Here is a 15,874-nt window from a genome sequence, read left to right on the forward strand (position 1 = left end):
ATGCATCGAGCACGGCATCGTCCGGCCTCGCGAAGTACACATGCCCGCCTCGGACATCCCCCGCAGGACTAGCCTGTAGGGTGGGCTTCAGCCCACCGATATGCTCAGTTGGATAAGCGCGCTGAACTGACGCAAATTGCAATCCGACGACTTCTACAAGCCCCACATGCATCACCGCCCCTCCTCGAACAATCGATCCAACGCATCGAGCAGCGCATCGTCCGGCCTCGCGAAGTAGACGCCGGCTTCAGGCATGCCCCGCAGGAAGAGGTAGTAGGCGCCGCCGAGCTGCTCGTCGCGGAAATCGGCTAGGCGCTGACGCAGGAAGCGGCGTAGCGCCACCAGATAAATCAGGTATTGCAGGTAGTAATGCTCGCCTGCCAGCGCCTGCAGCAGCCGTTCGCCGCCGTAATAGCTCGCATCCGGACCGAGCCAATTGGACTTGTAGTCAGCGATGTACCAGCGGCCGTCGTGCTCGAAGGTCAGGTCGATGAAGCCCTTGAGAAAGCCCTTGAGGCTGTCGAACTCCAGCCGCGCCGCCGCTTCGCGTAATGGCTCGGCGAGGCCGTTGGCTGGATCGACCAGCAGACTGCGCAGCCGCGCCACGTCGAGGTCCCGTACCGGGAAGGTGAAGCCCAGCTCCGGCAGGCGTCTGGCCGATTGCAACGCGGCGAGGGTCAGGCCGGCGCCATCCATATCGGTGTCGAGCACCTTTTGCAGATGGCTGATGGCGATTTCCTTCCACTCCAGCGGCAGACCGTAGGCCTGCAAAGCGGGTTCGACCAGCGCCTCCAGCTCGCCTTTGCCCCGCGCCCAGTCTTCGAGGATCGCGTGCAGGCAGGTACCGGCTCGCGCACCGCGGGGGAAAGCAAAGAAGCCACTGCCCGGCTCGCCGGCATCGGGGATGGCCAGGGCGTCGCGGTCCGGCGCTTCCATATGCATGCCGGCGGCCAAGCCGGAGAAACTGCCGATCCGCCAGGCGCTGTGGAGGCTGCGATTGAGCTGCGACAGCTGCTCAGTCGGCGCCGCGCGGCCTGGCCCTTGGGCACTGGCTTCGCGCGGTTCCAGCGGCAGGCAGGCCATATGACCGTCGCTTCCGTGCACCAGTCGCTCGATGGCCAGGCGCAGGCTGCCGCCGTTGAGGTCGGCCAGATGATTGCCCAGTTCACTCAACGGTTGCTCGCCAGGCAGTTCGCGGCCGTGTAGCAGCCAGGCCAGGGCGCTGCTGTGCAGACCTTCGTCCGCTAGGCTGCCATCCTTTTTTGGTTTGCAGAGATTCACAGGCCCCCAGTGCAACCAGAGCCGGTCGCGCGCGCGAGTCAGGGCGACATAGGCCAGGCGCAGCTGTTCGGCAAACACCTCCCGGCGGGCGCGTTCGAGGTTGTCTTCCAGCGCGTCGCTGCCGAGGTCCAGCAGCGGCTGGCCGCTGGCATCGTGGCAACGGGCGCTGTCGCGGTTCTTGCCGAGCAGTTTGCCATCCCAGAGGAAGGGGCAGAATACCAGCGGGTATTCCAGCCCCTTGCTGGTGTGGATGGTGACAATCTGCACCCGCTCGGCATCGCTTTCCAGGCGCAGCAGGGCTTCTTCGCCGGCGCCTTCGCTGCCGCGCTGCAGGTTGAACCAGGCGAGCAGCGGCTCAAGACCCGGGCGCAGCAGGCTTTCGGCTTGCAACAGTTCACCCAGGTGCAGGAGGTTGGTCAGCCGACGTTCGCCATCGACCCGCGCCAGCAGCCGTTCGGCCACCGCCTGCTCGTCGAGCCAGGCACGGAATACGCGCATGAACCCCTGCTGCTGCCAGAGCTGGTGATAGCGCTCGGCGGCTTCGCGCTCGGCGTCCCACTGCTGCTGATCATCCTGGCAGCGGGCGAGATCGGTAGCGCTGCGGCCCAGTAGGCGCGTGGCCAACGCATAGCGCAGCAAGCCTTCACGACCGGGCTCGGCGTAAGCGGCCAGTACTGCGGCCAGCTCAGCCGCCTCCTCACTGCGCCAGACGCTGTCACGCCCGCGGCGGACGCTGGGCACGCCTCGCGCCGCCAGCTCGTCGGCGATCATCCCGGCCTGTCGATGGTTGGCTACCAGCACGGCGATATCGCCACCTTTCAGCGGAGTAAACACACCTTCCTTGTCGAAACCGGCGCGCCCTTCCGCGGCGCCCGCCAGTTGCAAGGCAACACGCCGAGCAGTGTCGCTTGCCGCCAGCTGTGCGGCTTCGCCCTTGCCCAGCGGATCGTCACCCATCCAGACCAGCGACAGCGGCGCGGCTTCGCCCTCCTCCACCAGCCGCAAGCTCGCACGCGGCTTGTCGGCCGCGCCTACCGCTGGATAGCGCAGATCAGGTTGGGCGAACGGCTGCGGATGATCGAACAGCTGGTTCAACGCGGCGATCAGCTCGGGCGTCGAGCGATAATTGGTCGGCAGGTTGAAGGGCTCGCGATCGGCCTGCTGCTTGGCCGTCATGTAAGTTGCCAGGTCCGCACCGCGGAAGGCATAGATGGCCTGCTTGGGATCGCCGACGAAACACAACGAGGCCTCGCTGGCCTTGGCATAGATGCGGTTGAAGATGGCGTACTGGATCGGGTCGGTGTCCTGAAATTCGTCGATCAGCGCCAGCGGATAGGTGGCGCGCAGCGAGGCCGCCAGGTCTTCGCCGACCGGACCTTTCAGCGCCAGATCCAGGCGATTGAGCAGATCATCGAAGGCCAACAGCCGCTGCGCCGCCTTGCGCTCCGGCAGCTCGCGGTTGAGCCGTTCCAGCAGCGCGACCTGCAGGGCGATCAGCCGTTGCTTGCCCGCTGGCAGTGCCTCGGCCACCTGATCGGCCAGCTCGTCCAGCGCATGGGCCAACTCGCACACCGGCGCGTCGAAGCCCTTCTTGCAGGCCTTGCTCAAGGCGCGCACGCCGAACTTGGCCGCGCCATCGGGTAGATCGAACATCGCTGCCGGATCGGCGAAATAGGCGTCGAGCTCCGCCTGCCAAGGCGCGAACTTGATGCTCTTGTGGGTGCTCTGGCTGAGTCCCCCATGGCCCGACAGCTCGGCGACCCAGGCGGTGCCCGCCTGCTTCCACAACTCAGCGGCGCGCTGCCAGGCGGCTTCGACCGGGCGCAGATCGGCGGCGATCGGCGCGCCCTGCGGTTCCACGCGCAAGTAGGGCTTGCCCAGATGGCTGCGCAGCCGCTGGCGCAACCAAACCGGGGTAATGCGGCTCTTGGCCAGGAAGCGCGCCCAGGCCGGATCGGCATCGGCCAGCTCGCTACGCCAGGCATCCGCGAGCAGCGCATCGATGATTTCGCGGTCATCGGCGGTCAGCTCGCTGTCGAAATCACCGCCAGCTTCGAAGGCGGCGTCCTGCAGGGCTCGCTGACAGAAACCGTGAATGGTGAAAATCGCCGCCTCGTCGAACCCATGGACCGCCAGCAACAGGCGCCGCCGCGAGGCTTCGTCTGGGTAGCGCGCATGCAGGCGGTTGAGGAAGTCATCCTCGCTCGGCGTGCCGTCATAGACCGCCAGCAGATCGGCCAGCCGCGCACGGATGCGCTCGCGCAGCTCGGCGGTGGCCGGGGTCGTGTAGGTGACCACCAGAATCTGCCCCACCGACAACTGCCGCTCCAGCAGCAGGCGGGCGTACAGCGCGGTGAGCGTCCAGGTCTTGCCGGTGCCGGCGCTGGCCTCGATCAGTGAGCGGCCGTCGAAAGGCGAATCGAGCAGGTCGAGTTTCATTGGTCTTCCTCCTCATCGGCCAAGGCATCCAGTGCGGGACCTATCAGCTGTTGGGCCAGGGTTTCGAAGCGCTCATCCAGCGGATCACGGTCGCGGAAGGCCAAGGCGTTCCAAGGGTCTTCAGCCTCGGCAGCGATAGGACTGAACTCCGCCCCCAGCCAGGCTTCGCGGGCGCGCTTGCGGCCACAGTCGAGCGGTTCGCTGCCGCGCGCCGGCTTGCGATAACCCTTGGCGAAAGCATGGCTGCTACGCGGCAGTAGCGGCAGCGGCTCACGGATGGCACCGCGATAGGCGGCGAGCCAGGGTTCGAGCAGCTCGGTGGCGTTCGCCAGCGGGCCGAGCTGCCAATCGCCTGCAGGCGAGAGCATCATGCTGTTGCGCTCGATACCCGCCGTAGCCGACAGGTTGAGCAGCAAATGGCGCAGCCAGAACGGAGGCAGGTCCCATTCGCCGAGGCGGCCGAGCTTCCAGCCGAACAGCCCGGCCGGGGTGACGCCGTCGAGCCAGCCATGCACGCGCACGCCGGCCAGGGTGATATCCACCGGCAGCGGCTCGGGCACCGCGTCCGGGCGCAACTCGAACAGCCGCGGCGCGAAGGCACGTACCGGCCCTCGCAGCTTGCCCCACAGCGCCTGGCCCAGCTCGCCCGTCGGCAGCCAGCCGGCCGCACAAGCCATGCGCCGCTCATCTTCGTCACTCCAGCCATGCTCCATGGCCTGCAGCGACAGCCGACGCAGGCCGTTCCAGGCCGGCATCTCCAGGTCGAACGGTTCGTCGCTGGCCAGCGATTCCTGGTCGTCGGCCAGGCGCAGACCCAAACGCTGTTCGAGCAGGAAGCGCGCCGGATGGCGGAAGCATTGCAGCAGTTGCGACGGCTCGATGGTCAGCCAGGCTTCGTCGGGCTCGGCGAGCAGGCTGGCGAATGGCTGCGGCTGGGTTTGCGGCGGCTCGGCCAGGCGCTGGGCGGCGCGGAACCAGGGCAGCGAGAAACCGGCGCAGGCGGCAGCGCCGAAGTTGCGTGGTGAGAACGGTTGCAGCGGATGCGCGATAAGGATCTTTTCGCTGGCTTTGGGCGCTTTCGGCTGCGATGTATCGGGGCTGGCAGGATCGCGAGCAAGCTCGCTCCTACAGACAGCGGTCATGTCCACCGCTTCGAGCACTTCGCTGAGCAGTACCGATGGCGGCAGCACGGCGTTGTCACGCGGGTCGCGACCGACATAGGACAGGTACAGCGCCTCGCGTGCCGACAGCAGGGTTTCCAGTAGCAGGTAGCGGTCGTCGAGGCGCCGCGCACGGTCGCCACGGCGCGGGTGGCGGCCGATCAGATCGAAGCCCGACGGCGGTGTGCGCCGCGGGAAGGCGCCGTCGTCCAGGCCGAGCAGGCAGACCACACGGAACGGCAGGCTGCGCATCGGCACCATGGTGCAGAAGGTCACCGCACCGGTAAGAAAGCCCGAGGCGCCGCTGCCCTGCTGCAAGGCAGCGCTGAGCTGCTGGTGCACCAGTTCCAGTTCGATGGGGCGCGTCAGGTCCGCGGCCTGGGCCTGATCGCGCAATGCCGCGCAGGCCTGGGACAACAACAGCAGTGTGTCGCCGGCTTCACGCTCGTCAAATAGCGTATCGATCAGGACTTGCAGATCGTCCGCCCATTCTGCCAGCGGGCGCGGGCGCGCCAGTTGATCGGCCAGCATTCCAAGGCGCTCGACAAACTCGACCAGCCGCCCTAGCAGTTGTGCACGGGCGCCTTCCAGCGCATCCAGTGGCCAGTGCTCGCCCAGCAGCGGCGCGTTGTCACCGGCCAGTTGCGGCGGTGCGGCAAAGCCCAGCAGCAGACGATCCAGCCCCTGGCGCCAGGTAAAGGCTGATTCGTCGGGCAAGCCCAGGCGAACACGCTGGCTGCCGTCACGCCCCCAGCGCACACCGGCTTCACGCAACCAGTCGCGCAGCAGCGGTAGGTCTTCGCTTTCGATCCCGGCGCGCCGGGCAACGGCAGGCTGCTCCAGCCAGGCGAGGATTTCCTCGGCGGCAAAACGACTCTGCGCCAGCATCAGCAATTCAAGGAACGCCTCGATCAGCGGCATCTCGGCGCGCAGGCTGCGGTCAGCGAGGCTGTAGGGAATCCGCGGGCTGCCCTCGCGCGGGGCGAACACCGCTTCGATAAAGGGTGCGTAGCGCTCGATGTCCGGGGTCAGCACCACCACTTGATCAGGCGTCAGGCCCGGATGGGCAGCGAAACGCGCCAGCAGCTGGTCATGCAGGATCTCCACCTCGCGCAGCGGCGAATGAGCGATGTGCACTTCCAGCGAGCGGTCGTCCTCGGCCAGGGTGATGCGCTCATCGGGCTGGCGGGTGCGCAGGCGTAGGATGTCGTTCTGCAAGGCGTGCAGCAGGCTGTCGTCGTGCAGGTCGTCGTCTTCGGAATACAGGCCGAACTCCTGACTGCCTTCGCTGGCGGTCAGGCTGAACAAGGAATCGAAGAAGTCCCGGCCCTGCTTGCCCAAGCTCGCTAACAACGGATGGCCAACGTCGAGATACCAGTCATCTGCTCCGCTCTCGGGCTGGCGTGCCAACTCGCGGATATCACGGATCTCGCCCCAGGCCTCACGGCTCGGGTTGAGTGCGCAGACGACCACGTCGATATGCCGCGCCAGCCTGTCGAGCACACGCAAGTGATGCGGTGGCAGGCTGCTGATGCCAAACACCAGCAGGCGCTCGGGCAGGCCGGGCAAGGGTTCGTCGCTGTAGAGCCGTTGCAGCAGATCGCCGAGTAGGCGCGCGCGGTGGGGGTGGCCGTCCTTGGTCAACTCGCGCCAAAGCAAAGCCTGCCAGGCCTCGTCCGGGCCGAGGTCCAGCGTTTCGCCACGCTCCCAGGCGGCCAGCCAGTCGTCGCGATAGAGCAGGTACTGGTCGAAGACATCAGCAATCTTGGCCGCCAGACTTAGCCTCCGGCGCTCGTCACCGCCGTCCAGATACTGCGCCAGACGCGGTGCGAGTTCGAGGTTGCCCGGATCGCAGAGCCAGCCGTACAAGCGCCAAGTCAGGGTGGTCGGGGAGAACGCCGATTGCTCCGGCAGGCTGCCGAGCACGGTGCGGCTCAGGTCCCAGACGAATTTGGCAGGCAACTGCATCTCCAGTTGCATGGCGATGCCCTGCTTGCGCGCCAGCTCCAGGGTCAGCCAGCGGCCCATGCCCTGGCTCGGCACCATCACCAGTGCCGGGGCGAAGGGGTCACTGAGCGGCTGTGCAAGCAGGCGCGTGGCCAGTTCGCCGAGGGTTTCGAGGTCAGGGGCGTGGTAGAGGCTGAGCATGGCGGCGGCTTCGACTGGATCAGCGGTCAAGGGTAACAAGTTCCGGTTGCGCAGCGGTGCTGCAAAGGCATGCGTAGATAGCCGGTGCGGCGTTCCTTCCTACTCCTTTCGCAGGAACTCAACGGTTCTTGTGTTCAATATCAATCCCCTACCCGCCATAGGATATTCCATGACAGGCAGTCCCAATGCCCCCAGCAACCTGTCGCCTGCCTCAGGCTAGGAGCAACCGATGAAATTGAACAACCGGAACCTGCTAACTCTCATGTTGGGCGCGGCCATCAGCGCGAGCCCGCTGGCCTACGCAGTGACCGACAACGCGCCAGCCAAAGGCTCAGTGGAGCGCAGCCATGCGCGCCAGGCCAGCGCGCTGCTTGAGCGCGCCACCGCTCACCTGAAGGCGAACGGACCCGAGCAGGCGCTGGCCGCGTTCAATGACCGCCAGGGCAGCTTCGTCGATGGCCAGCACTATGTGTTTGTCCTGGACCCGAACGGCACCATGCTGGCCAGTAACGGTGCGTCGCGCGCGCTGGTTGGGCTCAACGTGATGGACCTCAAGGACGCCGCCGGTAAACCCTTCATTCGCCAGATCGTCGAAGGTGCCCGCACCGCTGACAGCGGCCAGGTGGATTACCACTGGCTGAACCCGGCCGACAATAAGGTCGAGAACAAGACCAGCCTGTACCGCAAAGTGGGCGATCAGATCCTCGCGGTGGGGTATTACATCCCGCGCTCTTCCGCCGAACACGCGCAGAAAATGCTGGATGAAGCCGTAGCACTGATGAAACGTTCGGGTGGCGAGGCTGCGTTCAAGGCCTTCAACGACCCCCAGGGCGGCTTCGTGATGAATGACGAGTATGTGTTCGTTATCGGCTTGGAGGACGGCCAGTACCGCGCCAGTGGCGCTTCCCCCAACCTGGTGGGTGTCGATGTTCGCGAAGTCACCGATGCCGCCGGTACGCCGCTGTTCAAGCAGATGATCGAACTGGCCAAGAACAAGGGCAGCGGAACCGTCGACTATGTCTGGCGCAATCCGGCGACCAATGCGGTGGAGAAAAAGCACTCGCTGATCCGTCGGGTCGACGACGTGCTGCTAGGCGTGGGCTACTACTCGCCCAACTGATGCAAGCGCAGCGGTTCATGACAATTTCGTGAACGGGCGGCTGCCGACCATGGTCAACCGGATATAACCCACAGCTGACCTCCCGCCTTTGGCGAGACTGGCTGTGCCTGTTGATCATCCTGCCGCCGGAGACCCTGCCCGATGTTGACGCTGTTGCATCTGCTGTCCTCCATCGCGCTGCTGGTCTGGGGCACGCATATCGTGCGCACCGGAATCATGCGGGTGTATGGCTCGCACCTGCGCAGGTTGCTCGGCCACAGCATGGCCAACGCGCCCATGGCCTTCACGGCTGGAATCGGCGTCACCGCGCTGGTGCAGAGCAGCAACGCCACGGCCCTACTGGCCATCTCGTTCGTGGCGCAGGGCTTGATGGCGCTGCCGACCGCCTTGGCGATCATGCTTGGCGCGGACGTCGGCACTGCATTGATGGCCCGCGTGCTGACCCTGGACCTGTCGTGGCTGTCCCCGCTGTTCACTCTGGTCGGGGTCAGCCTGTTCCTCTCGCGCAAACAGACCCGTGCAGGCCAGCTCGGTCGCGTGCTGATCGGCCTTGGCCTGATCATTCTGGCGCTGCAGCTGATCGTTGGCGCCGCCGAACCCATCACCGAAGCGCGCGGCATGCGTGTGCTGTTCTCCTCTCTGGCCGGCGACACCCTGCTGGCCGTGGTGGTCGGCGCGTTGTTCGCGGTGCTCTCCTATTCCAGCCTCGCCGCCGTCCTACTCACCGCAACGCTGGCCAGTGCCGGGCTGATCAGCCTGCCGGTTGCGCTGGGTGTGGTCATAGGCGCGAACGTCGGCAGCGGTGTGCTGGCCTGGCTCAATGCGACGCCGCAACCGGTGCCGGCCCGTCGGGTAGCGCTGGGCAATCTGCTGTACAAGCTCGCCGGCCTTGTGGTGCTGCCGTTCTTGCCAATAACGGTGGAATGGATGGCAACGCTCGGCTTCAGTGCGCAAACCCAAGTCATCGCCTTCCACCTGGCGTACAACTCGCTACGTTGCCTGGTGCTACTGCCAACGGTCGGCCTGATGGCCAGGCTCTGCGAGCGCGTGCTGACGGAGCGGCCTCTGGATAACGGCATTGCGCAGCCGCGCCATCTCGACCCCACTGCGCTGGACACCCCCTCGCTGGCCCTGGCCAACGCCACACGCGAGACGCTGCGCATCGGCGATCTGGTGGAAACCATGCTGGCACGCCTGCTCGAAGCCCTGCGTGAAGACCGTCCGGAGCCGGGCGAGGACATCCGCCGCCTGGACGACGATGTCGACGCGCTCTACAGCGGCGTCAAGCTCTACCTGGCGCGAATGCCGCGCGAGGACCTGGCCGAACAGGAAAGCCGGCGCTGGGCCGAAATCATCGAGTTGGCAATCAACCTGGAGCAGGCCGGCGACATCATCGAGCACATGCTGGGCAAGGTGCAGAACCTCAAGATTTCCAAGCGGCGCTCGTTTTCCGACAGCGGGCTGGACGAGCTCGGCCAGCTGCACAGCCTGCTCAGCGCCAATCTGAGCCTGGGTCTGTCGGTGTTTCTCTCCGGTGATTCTCACAGTGCGCGCCAGTTGCTGCAGCAGAAGCGTCAGTTCCGCAAGCGTGAGCGCGAACTGGCCCACGCCCATGTCCATCGGCTGCACCAGCAGGTGGTGGAAAGCATCGAGACCAGCGCCGCCCATCTGGAGCTGATTGCCGACATGAAGCGGCTGAACTCGTTGTTCTGCAGCGCGGCTTATCCGGCACTGGAGGGCTCCGGCAGCGGAAAGCCGCGCGTCTCGGGCGAAAGCCAGGCAGTGCGAGAAACGCGGATCAAGCAGCAGCTGCCGCCGGGCAAGCCGGCCTGATCCCGACCGGTCCGATGGTCGGTGCGGGCAAGAAAAACCCCGGCGATGCAGAGCATGGCCGGGGTTGAAGTCAGCGTCGCGAACGGGTCAGTCCCGCTGCCGACGCCGCTGCATCCACACCACCAGTCCGAACAGCAACAGAGCGGGTAGCCACATCCACTCCTTGGCCCAGCGGTCGGTAGGCGCGCGCACGGCCAGAATTTCCTGATCGAACTGCAATCCGAGCTCGGCGGCAGGGCTGCCGAAGGTCACGCTGTCGATCAGCACCTTGCCATCTTCCTCATAGGTCATCACGCCCAGCTTCTCCAGCTTTTCCGCGCCGGTCTCGCCGTTCGGGATGGCGATCAGCAGGCTGAACTCACGCATGTCACCCACGGCGTCTTCACCCCGAATGCGCAGGCGCAGCTGGCTGTCTTCCTCGACTGCTTCCAGCGCCTGGACCAACTGCGTAGGCGGTATGTCTCGGTAGGGGTCATGCACGATGTCCATCCAGAAGCCCGGACGGAACAGCGTGAAGGCGATCAACAGCAGCAGCACGTTTTCGTACCAGCGGCTGCGCACCAGGAAGTAGCCCTGGGTACCGGCTGCAAAGATCAGCATGGCCAGTGTCGCGATGACGAAGATCACCATTCCGTGCCAGAACGACACATCGATCAGCAACAAGTCGGTGTTGAAGATGAACAGGAATGGCAGCGCGGCAGTACGCAGGCTGTAGTAGAAGGCCACCACACCCGTCTTGATCGGGTCCCCCTTGGACACGGCAGCCGCGGCGAATGAGGCCAGCCCCACCGGCGGCGTCACGTCAGCCATGATGCCGAAGTAAAAGACGAACAGATGCACCGCGATCAGCGGCACGATCAACCCGCTCTGCGCCCCCAGCGCCACGATCACCGGCGCCAGCAGACTGGACACCACGATGTAGTTGGCAGTGGTCGGTAGGCCCATGCCAAGGATCAGGCTGAGGAATGCCGTGAGCAGCAGCATCAGCATCAGGTTGCCCATGGACAGCAGTTCGACCAGATCGGCCAGCACCAGGCCCACGCCGGTCTGCGAGACGGCGCCGACGATGATCCCAGCCGCTGCGGTGGCGATGCCGATCCCGATCATGTTGCGTGCACCGGCGATCAGTCCTTCGCGCAGGTCGATCACGCCGTCCATGAAGTTGCCGTGCGCATGAGTGCCGTCGCGGCGCATCCAGGTCAGAAGCGGTCGCTGGGTCAGCAGGATGATGACCAGAATGACCGACCCCCAGAATGCGGACAGGCCAGGCGACAGGCGCTCGATCATCAGGCACCAGACCAGCACCACCACCGGCAGCAGGAAGTGCAGCCCGGACAGCAGCACCGGCCGAGTCTGCGGCAGTTTTTCCAGCGGCGCGTCGGGGTCTTCGGCCGGCAGCGGCGGATTGCTCGCGGCGATTTTCAGCAGGCCTAGGTAGACCGCCACCAGCAGTGCCCCGATCACCCAAATCGCTGCGTCGCCCAGCGCAGGCTTGAGCCAGCCAAGGCCGTAATAGACGGCGAGCGAGACGCCGGAGATCAGCGCAACGCCAAAGGCGAAGCCGATCAGCCGCTGCATCCAGGGCTTGGCTACGTTGGCCCGGGGCAGCGCGGTGAGACCGAGCTTGAGCGACTCCAAATGAACGATGTAGACCAGTGCGATATAGGAGATCAACGCCGGCAGAAAGGCGTGCTTGATCACCTCGACGTAGGGGATGCCCACGTACTCCACCATCAGGAACGCCGCCGCACCCATCACCGGAGGCATGATCTGCCCGTTGACTGATGAGGCCACTTCCACCGCGCCGGCCTTCTCGGCCGAAAACCCGGTGCGCTTCATCATCGGGATGGTAAAGGTCCCGGTGGTCACCACGTTGGCAATGGACGAGCCCGAGATCAGGCCAGTCATGCCGGACGCAACCACCGCCGCTTTGGCCGGGCCACCGCGGAAATGGCCAAGCATGCTGAACGCCAGCTGGATGAAGTAATGCCCGGCGCCCGCACGCTCAAGCAGCGCGCCAAAGAGGACGAAGAGAAACACGAAGCTGGTGGAGACACCCAGGGCGATGCCGAACACACCCTCGGTGGTGATCCACTGGTGGTTGGCGAGCGCTGTGAAGCTGACGCCACGGTGGGCCAGCAGCCCTGGCATGTATGGGCCGGCCAGGCTGTAGCCGAGGAAGATCAGGGCAATCACCGCCAAGGCAGGCCCGAGTGCGCGGCGGGTCGCTTCCAGCAACAGCGGAATACCGATGCACGCCGTGATCAGGTCCATGGTAGTGAGGTTGCCGGGACGCTGGGCCAGCTGCTCATAAACGATGAACAGGTAGCCTGCGCTCGCGGCGGCAATCAATCCGAGCGCGATGTCGATCAGCGGCACCCGGTCGCGCGGCGAGCGCTTGAATGCGGGATAAACGAGGAATGCCAACAGTAAGGCGAACGCCAGGTGAATCGAACGCGCCTCGGTGTTATTGAACACGCCGATGCGCAGCATGAAGGGCAACGGCGAGGCGATCCACAGCTGGAACAGCGACCAGAGCAGCGCAAGGCTGGCGATCAGCTTGGCCATTGCGCCGCTGGGCAGCCGAGCACCGACGTCCTTGGCAATCAGATCTTCAGTAGAAGGATGGTTGTCTTGCATGAAATCTGGCCTGTTTTTTCAGGGAACGGAAACCGCGAAAACCCGCGGCACGAAGCGCACGGGTTTTCAGGCAAATGCTGTGGACGGATAACCGTCCACAGCGATGCAGCGAGCCGTAAAGGCCGTTACATCCAGCCCCGTTCCTTGTAGTAACGCACGGCACCGTCATGCAGCGGCGCAGACAGACCGACCTTGATCATGTCTTCCGGCTTCAGATCCTTGAATGCAGGATGCAGGCGCTGGAAGCGCTCGATGTTCTCGAACACCGACTTGACCAGCTTGTAGACCACTTCGTCATCGACCTTGGACGTAGTGGAAAGCACGGCCTTGCCACCAATCGACTGAGTGGCGCTGTCGTTGCCCTTGTACATGCCACCTGGGATTTCAGCCTTGGTGTAGTAGCTCTTCTCGGACAGCAGCTTGTCGATCTCAGGACCGGTGATCGGTACCAGAACAGCGTCGACAGTAGTGGTGGCTTCCTGGATCGCGCCATTGGGGTGACCGACGAAGTAGGTCATGGCATCGATGTTGTTGTCGCCCAGGGCGCTGGCCTGCTCGGCCGGCTTGAGTTCGGCGGCGAGCGCGAAGGCCGACTTGTCCCAGCCCTTCTCGTTCATGATCTCTTCGAGGGTGTCACGCTGACCGGAACCGGGGTTGCCGATGTTGACGCGCTTGCCTTTCAGATCATCCAGGCTCTTGATGTTGGCATCACGGCGCGCCAGGACGGTGAAAACCTCGCTCTGCAGCGAGAACACGGCACGGATGTCTTCCATGGCGCCTTCGCTCTTGAACGGCTCCAGGCCCTTCATCGCCTTGTACTGGTGGTCCGACTGCATGATGCCGAAATTGAATTCGCCGCTGCGCAGGCCGTTGACGTTTGCCACGCCGCCGCCACTGGCTGGCGCGTTGCACTTCAGGTCCTCGGCGTTACGGTTGACGAAGCGGCAGATTGACTGACCGGCAACGTAGTAGACGCCCGTCTGGCCGCCGGTACCGATAGTGACGAATTGCTCTTGCGCCTGAGCCATACCGCTCAGACCAGTCCCCGCCAATGCGGCGGAAAATATCCATGCCAAGGATTTGCCTTTCATGGATCCACTCCTTATTGGTTGTTTTGGAATTGTCCTGCAGGCCTCGTGAGCCACGCGGGAAGTTTGGAGTCTAGCAGGCCGCTGCCTCGGTAACAGCTCGGACCTCAACCTCACGGCTAATGGGCGCCCTGTGACTATGGCTATGACCCATTTGGGGATGGGGGGTTGCTCGTCTGCGGAATAAACCTGAAATACCTATACAAATATCTGTACATAAATATTTATATGTATAAGATCGCCTCATAGCACAGAGCCATTACCCGACTAAAGGGGTCGGCCTTTTGGTGGATGGCTGACCAAAGCAGCCGATATCACAATGCCATCACTCGATGTAATGCGAGTGCGCACTACAAGCAGAGCAATGTGCTGGCCGAAGCACCAACAAGGCCGTTTGAAAGCTCGGTTTAGCAAGACCGAATAGGATCCGTTTGGAAGTCCGAGGATTTCACCGCAAGGTGAATCGCAGGGTTGCGCGATGTCCAGTCTGGGCATCGGTCAAGACGTCCGTGGCGGAAAAATAATCTAGTTTCAGAGAATTCCACCATGCGCTTGAACGTACCGGTCACCGGACGCGACGTGTCCTTCAGTGAGACAGCCAACATACTGTCCACCACCGACCTCAACGGCGATATCACCTATGTAAACCCCGACTTCATTAAGATCAGCGGTTTCGAAGAGCGTGAGTTGCTCGGTCAGCATCACAACATAGTCCGCCATCCCGACATGCCCCCCGAAGCATTCGGTGACCTCTGGTCCAGCGTTCGTGCTGGCAGGTCATGGATGGGAATGGTGAAGAACCGCTGCAAGAACGGCGATCACTACTGGGTCAGCGCCTTTGTCACCCCCATCAGCCGCAACGGGAAAGTGGTCGAGTACCAATCGGTGCGGACCAAGCCGCAGGCCGCACAGGTAGCGGCAGCCGAAACGTTGTATGCGCAACTGCGCGAAAAGCGGCCACCTGCCGCTCTGCGCCGCTCCCCCTTGGGCGTGCGTAGCCGCGTCGCGCTGCTCGTCGCCCTGGGTGCTGCTCCCTTCGCTATCGGAGGGGCACTGTTAGGTGGAGCAAGCCTCGTAGCGGCGGTAGCGGCTGCAGCTGCAGCTGCCTTGAGCGCGAGCGTCTTTGCATACATGGCGCTTGCGCCTCTGCAGCGTCTTGCTGCACAGGCTCGGCAGGTGGGGGATGATGCGGTCGGTCAGCTGGTCTACACGGGGCGCCGCGACGAGTTCGGTCAGATTAGCTATGCCATGAAACTGCTCGAAACCGAAGCCGGGGCCATGGTTGGCCGAATCGGCGATGCGTCACGCCAGCTGAGCATGCATGCACGGGAGCTGGTGGATGCCATGGACAGCAGCGCACAGAGTGCATCGCGTCAGCAGAGCGAAACCGATCAGGTTGCCACCGCAATCAATCAGATGGCGATGAGCGTGCAGGAAGTCGCCAACAACGCCCAGCGCACCGCCGAGGCAGCCAGCCGAGCTAACAGCGAAGCTGCAACCGGTACGGATGTCGTCAATAAGACGGGGGCAGCTATCGGCCGGCTAGCTCAGGATATTCAGCACGCCGGTGATGTCATTCTCGAACTGGAAGCGCACAGCAACGACATAACCAAGGTGCTGGATGTCATCCGCGGCATCGCCGAGCAGACCAACCTGCTCGCCCTTAACGCAGCCATCGAAGCCGCCCGCGCAGGCGAACAAGGGCGTGGCTTCGCTGTAGTTGCTGACGAGGTTCGTAGCCTGGCGTCTCGAACCCAGCAGTCCACCCAGGAAATCAACTCGATGATCGCGGCTTTGCAGGGCGGTGCACGTCAAGCGGTGCAGGTGATGCAACGTAGCCGAGATCAGGCCATGGAAAGTGTCGAGCAGGCTGAGCAAGCGGCACGCTCGCTCCAGGACATCAACAATCGAGTGAACGAGATCAGCGACATGAGCATGCAGATTGCCTCGGCCGTCGAGCAGCAAAGTGCCGTCAGCGAGAACATCAATCAGAACATCGTGAGCATTCGTAGCGGCTCCGATCAGCATGTAGAAAGTGGCCTGCGCAGCCGGGAGACCGCTTCGGGTGTCGCTCAGTTGGCTGACAGCATGGAAATGCTGGTGCAGCAATTCTGGACACGGCGACGCGGTTAGCCGGTCAAGAAGGCTCCAATTGACGTTCCGAT

General features: G+C 64.0%; 7 protein-coding genes and 1 pseudogene. 4 read left to right on the forward strand and 4 right to left on the reverse strand.

What is annotated here, in order from left to right; translation table 11 throughout:
* Positions 1-171: 171 nt before the first annotated feature.
* Positions 172-3,720, reverse strand: a complete 3,549-nt coding sequence (gene recB, locus ACQKIK_RS09505) for an exodeoxyribonuclease V subunit beta (protein WP_499135720.1) — start codon at positions 3,718-3,720, stop codon at positions 172-174.
* A complete protein-coding gene (gene recC / locus ACQKIK_RS09510) occupies positions 3,717-7,028 on the reverse strand; it encodes an exodeoxyribonuclease V subunit gamma (RefSeq protein WP_499135902.1) in 3,312 nt (1,103 codons plus the stop codon). Before recC ends, recB begins: the two co-directional genes overlap by 4 nt.
* 229 nt (positions 7,029-7,257) lie before the next feature.
* Between recC and ACQKIK_RS09515 the strand changes: the two genes are divergently transcribed.
* Positions 7,258-8,148, forward strand: coding sequence for a cache domain-containing protein (locus ACQKIK_RS09515; protein ID WP_499135722.1), 891 nt, complete (start codon positions 7,258-7,260; stop codon positions 8,146-8,148).
* Between the two features lie 141 nt (positions 8,149-8,289).
* A complete protein-coding gene (locus ACQKIK_RS09520; RefSeq protein WP_064480873.1) occupies positions 8,290-9,981 on the forward strand; it encodes a Na/Pi cotransporter family protein in 1,692 nt (563 codons plus the stop codon).
* Positions 9,982-10,068: 87 nt separating this feature from the next.
* Here the strand turns inward: ACQKIK_RS09520 and ACQKIK_RS09525 are convergent, their stop codons facing one another.
* Together ACQKIK_RS09525 and ACQKIK_RS09530 are read right to left on the reverse strand one after the other, a co-directional pair.
* Positions 10,069-12,621 carry a TRAP transporter permease gene (locus ACQKIK_RS09525; protein ID WP_499135723.1) on the reverse strand — a complete coding sequence of 851 codons (2,553 nt, stop codon included), beginning with the start codon at positions 12,619-12,621 and terminating at the stop codon, positions 10,069-10,071.
* A 125-nt stretch (positions 12,622-12,746) separates the two neighbouring features.
* Positions 12,747-13,712: a TAXI family TRAP transporter solute-binding subunit gene (locus tag ACQKIK_RS09530; protein ID WP_045423547.1), complete on the reverse strand. Its 966-nt coding sequence runs from the start codon at positions 13,710-13,712 to the stop codon at positions 12,747-12,749.
* Positions 13,713-14,255: 543 nt separating this feature from the next.
* Here ACQKIK_RS09530 and ACQKIK_RS09535 point away from each other — a divergent pair.
* Positions 14,256-14,585, forward strand: a pseudogene (locus ACQKIK_RS09535) (PAS domain-containing protein); the annotation flags it as partial.
* A 114-nt stretch (positions 14,586-14,699) separates the two neighbouring features.
* The gene (locus ACQKIK_RS09540) at positions 14,700-15,842 is read left to right on the forward strand and encodes a methyl-accepting chemotaxis protein (protein WP_499135903.1); all 1,143 of its coding nucleotides are present in this window, start codon (positions 14,700-14,702) and stop codon (positions 15,840-15,842) included.
* Positions 15,843-15,874: the final 32 nt, after the last annotated feature.

The organism is Pseudomonas sp. NPDC047961, assembly GCF_050272435.1.
Classification (GTDB): domain Bacteria; phylum Pseudomonadota; class Gammaproteobacteria; order Pseudomonadales; family Pseudomonadaceae; genus Stutzerimonas.

Excerpts from the sequence above, each read along its gene's own strand:
- ACQKIK_RS09530 (WP_045423547.1), bottom strand. The coding sequence starts at position 13,712 with ATGAAAGGCAAATCCTTGGCATGGATATTTTCCGCCGCATTGGCGGGG.
- recC (WP_499135902.1), bottom strand. The coding sequence starts at position 7,028 with ATGCTCAGCCTCTACCACGCCCCTGACCTCGAAACCCTCGGCGAACTG.
- ACQKIK_RS09525 (WP_499135723.1), bottom strand. The coding sequence starts at position 12,621 with ATGCAAGACAACCATCCTTCTACTGAAGATCTGATTGCCAAGGACGTC.
- recB (WP_499135720.1), bottom strand. The coding sequence starts at position 3,720 with ATGAAACTCGACCTGCTCGATTCGCCTTTCGACGGCCGCTCACTGATC.
- ACQKIK_RS09515 (WP_499135722.1), top strand. The coding sequence starts at position 7,258 with ATGAAATTGAACAACCGGAACCTGCTAACTCTCATGTTGGGCGCGGCC.
- ACQKIK_RS09520 (WP_064480873.1), top strand. The coding sequence starts at position 8,290 with ATGTTGACGCTGTTGCATCTGCTGTCCTCCATCGCGCTGCTGGTCTGG.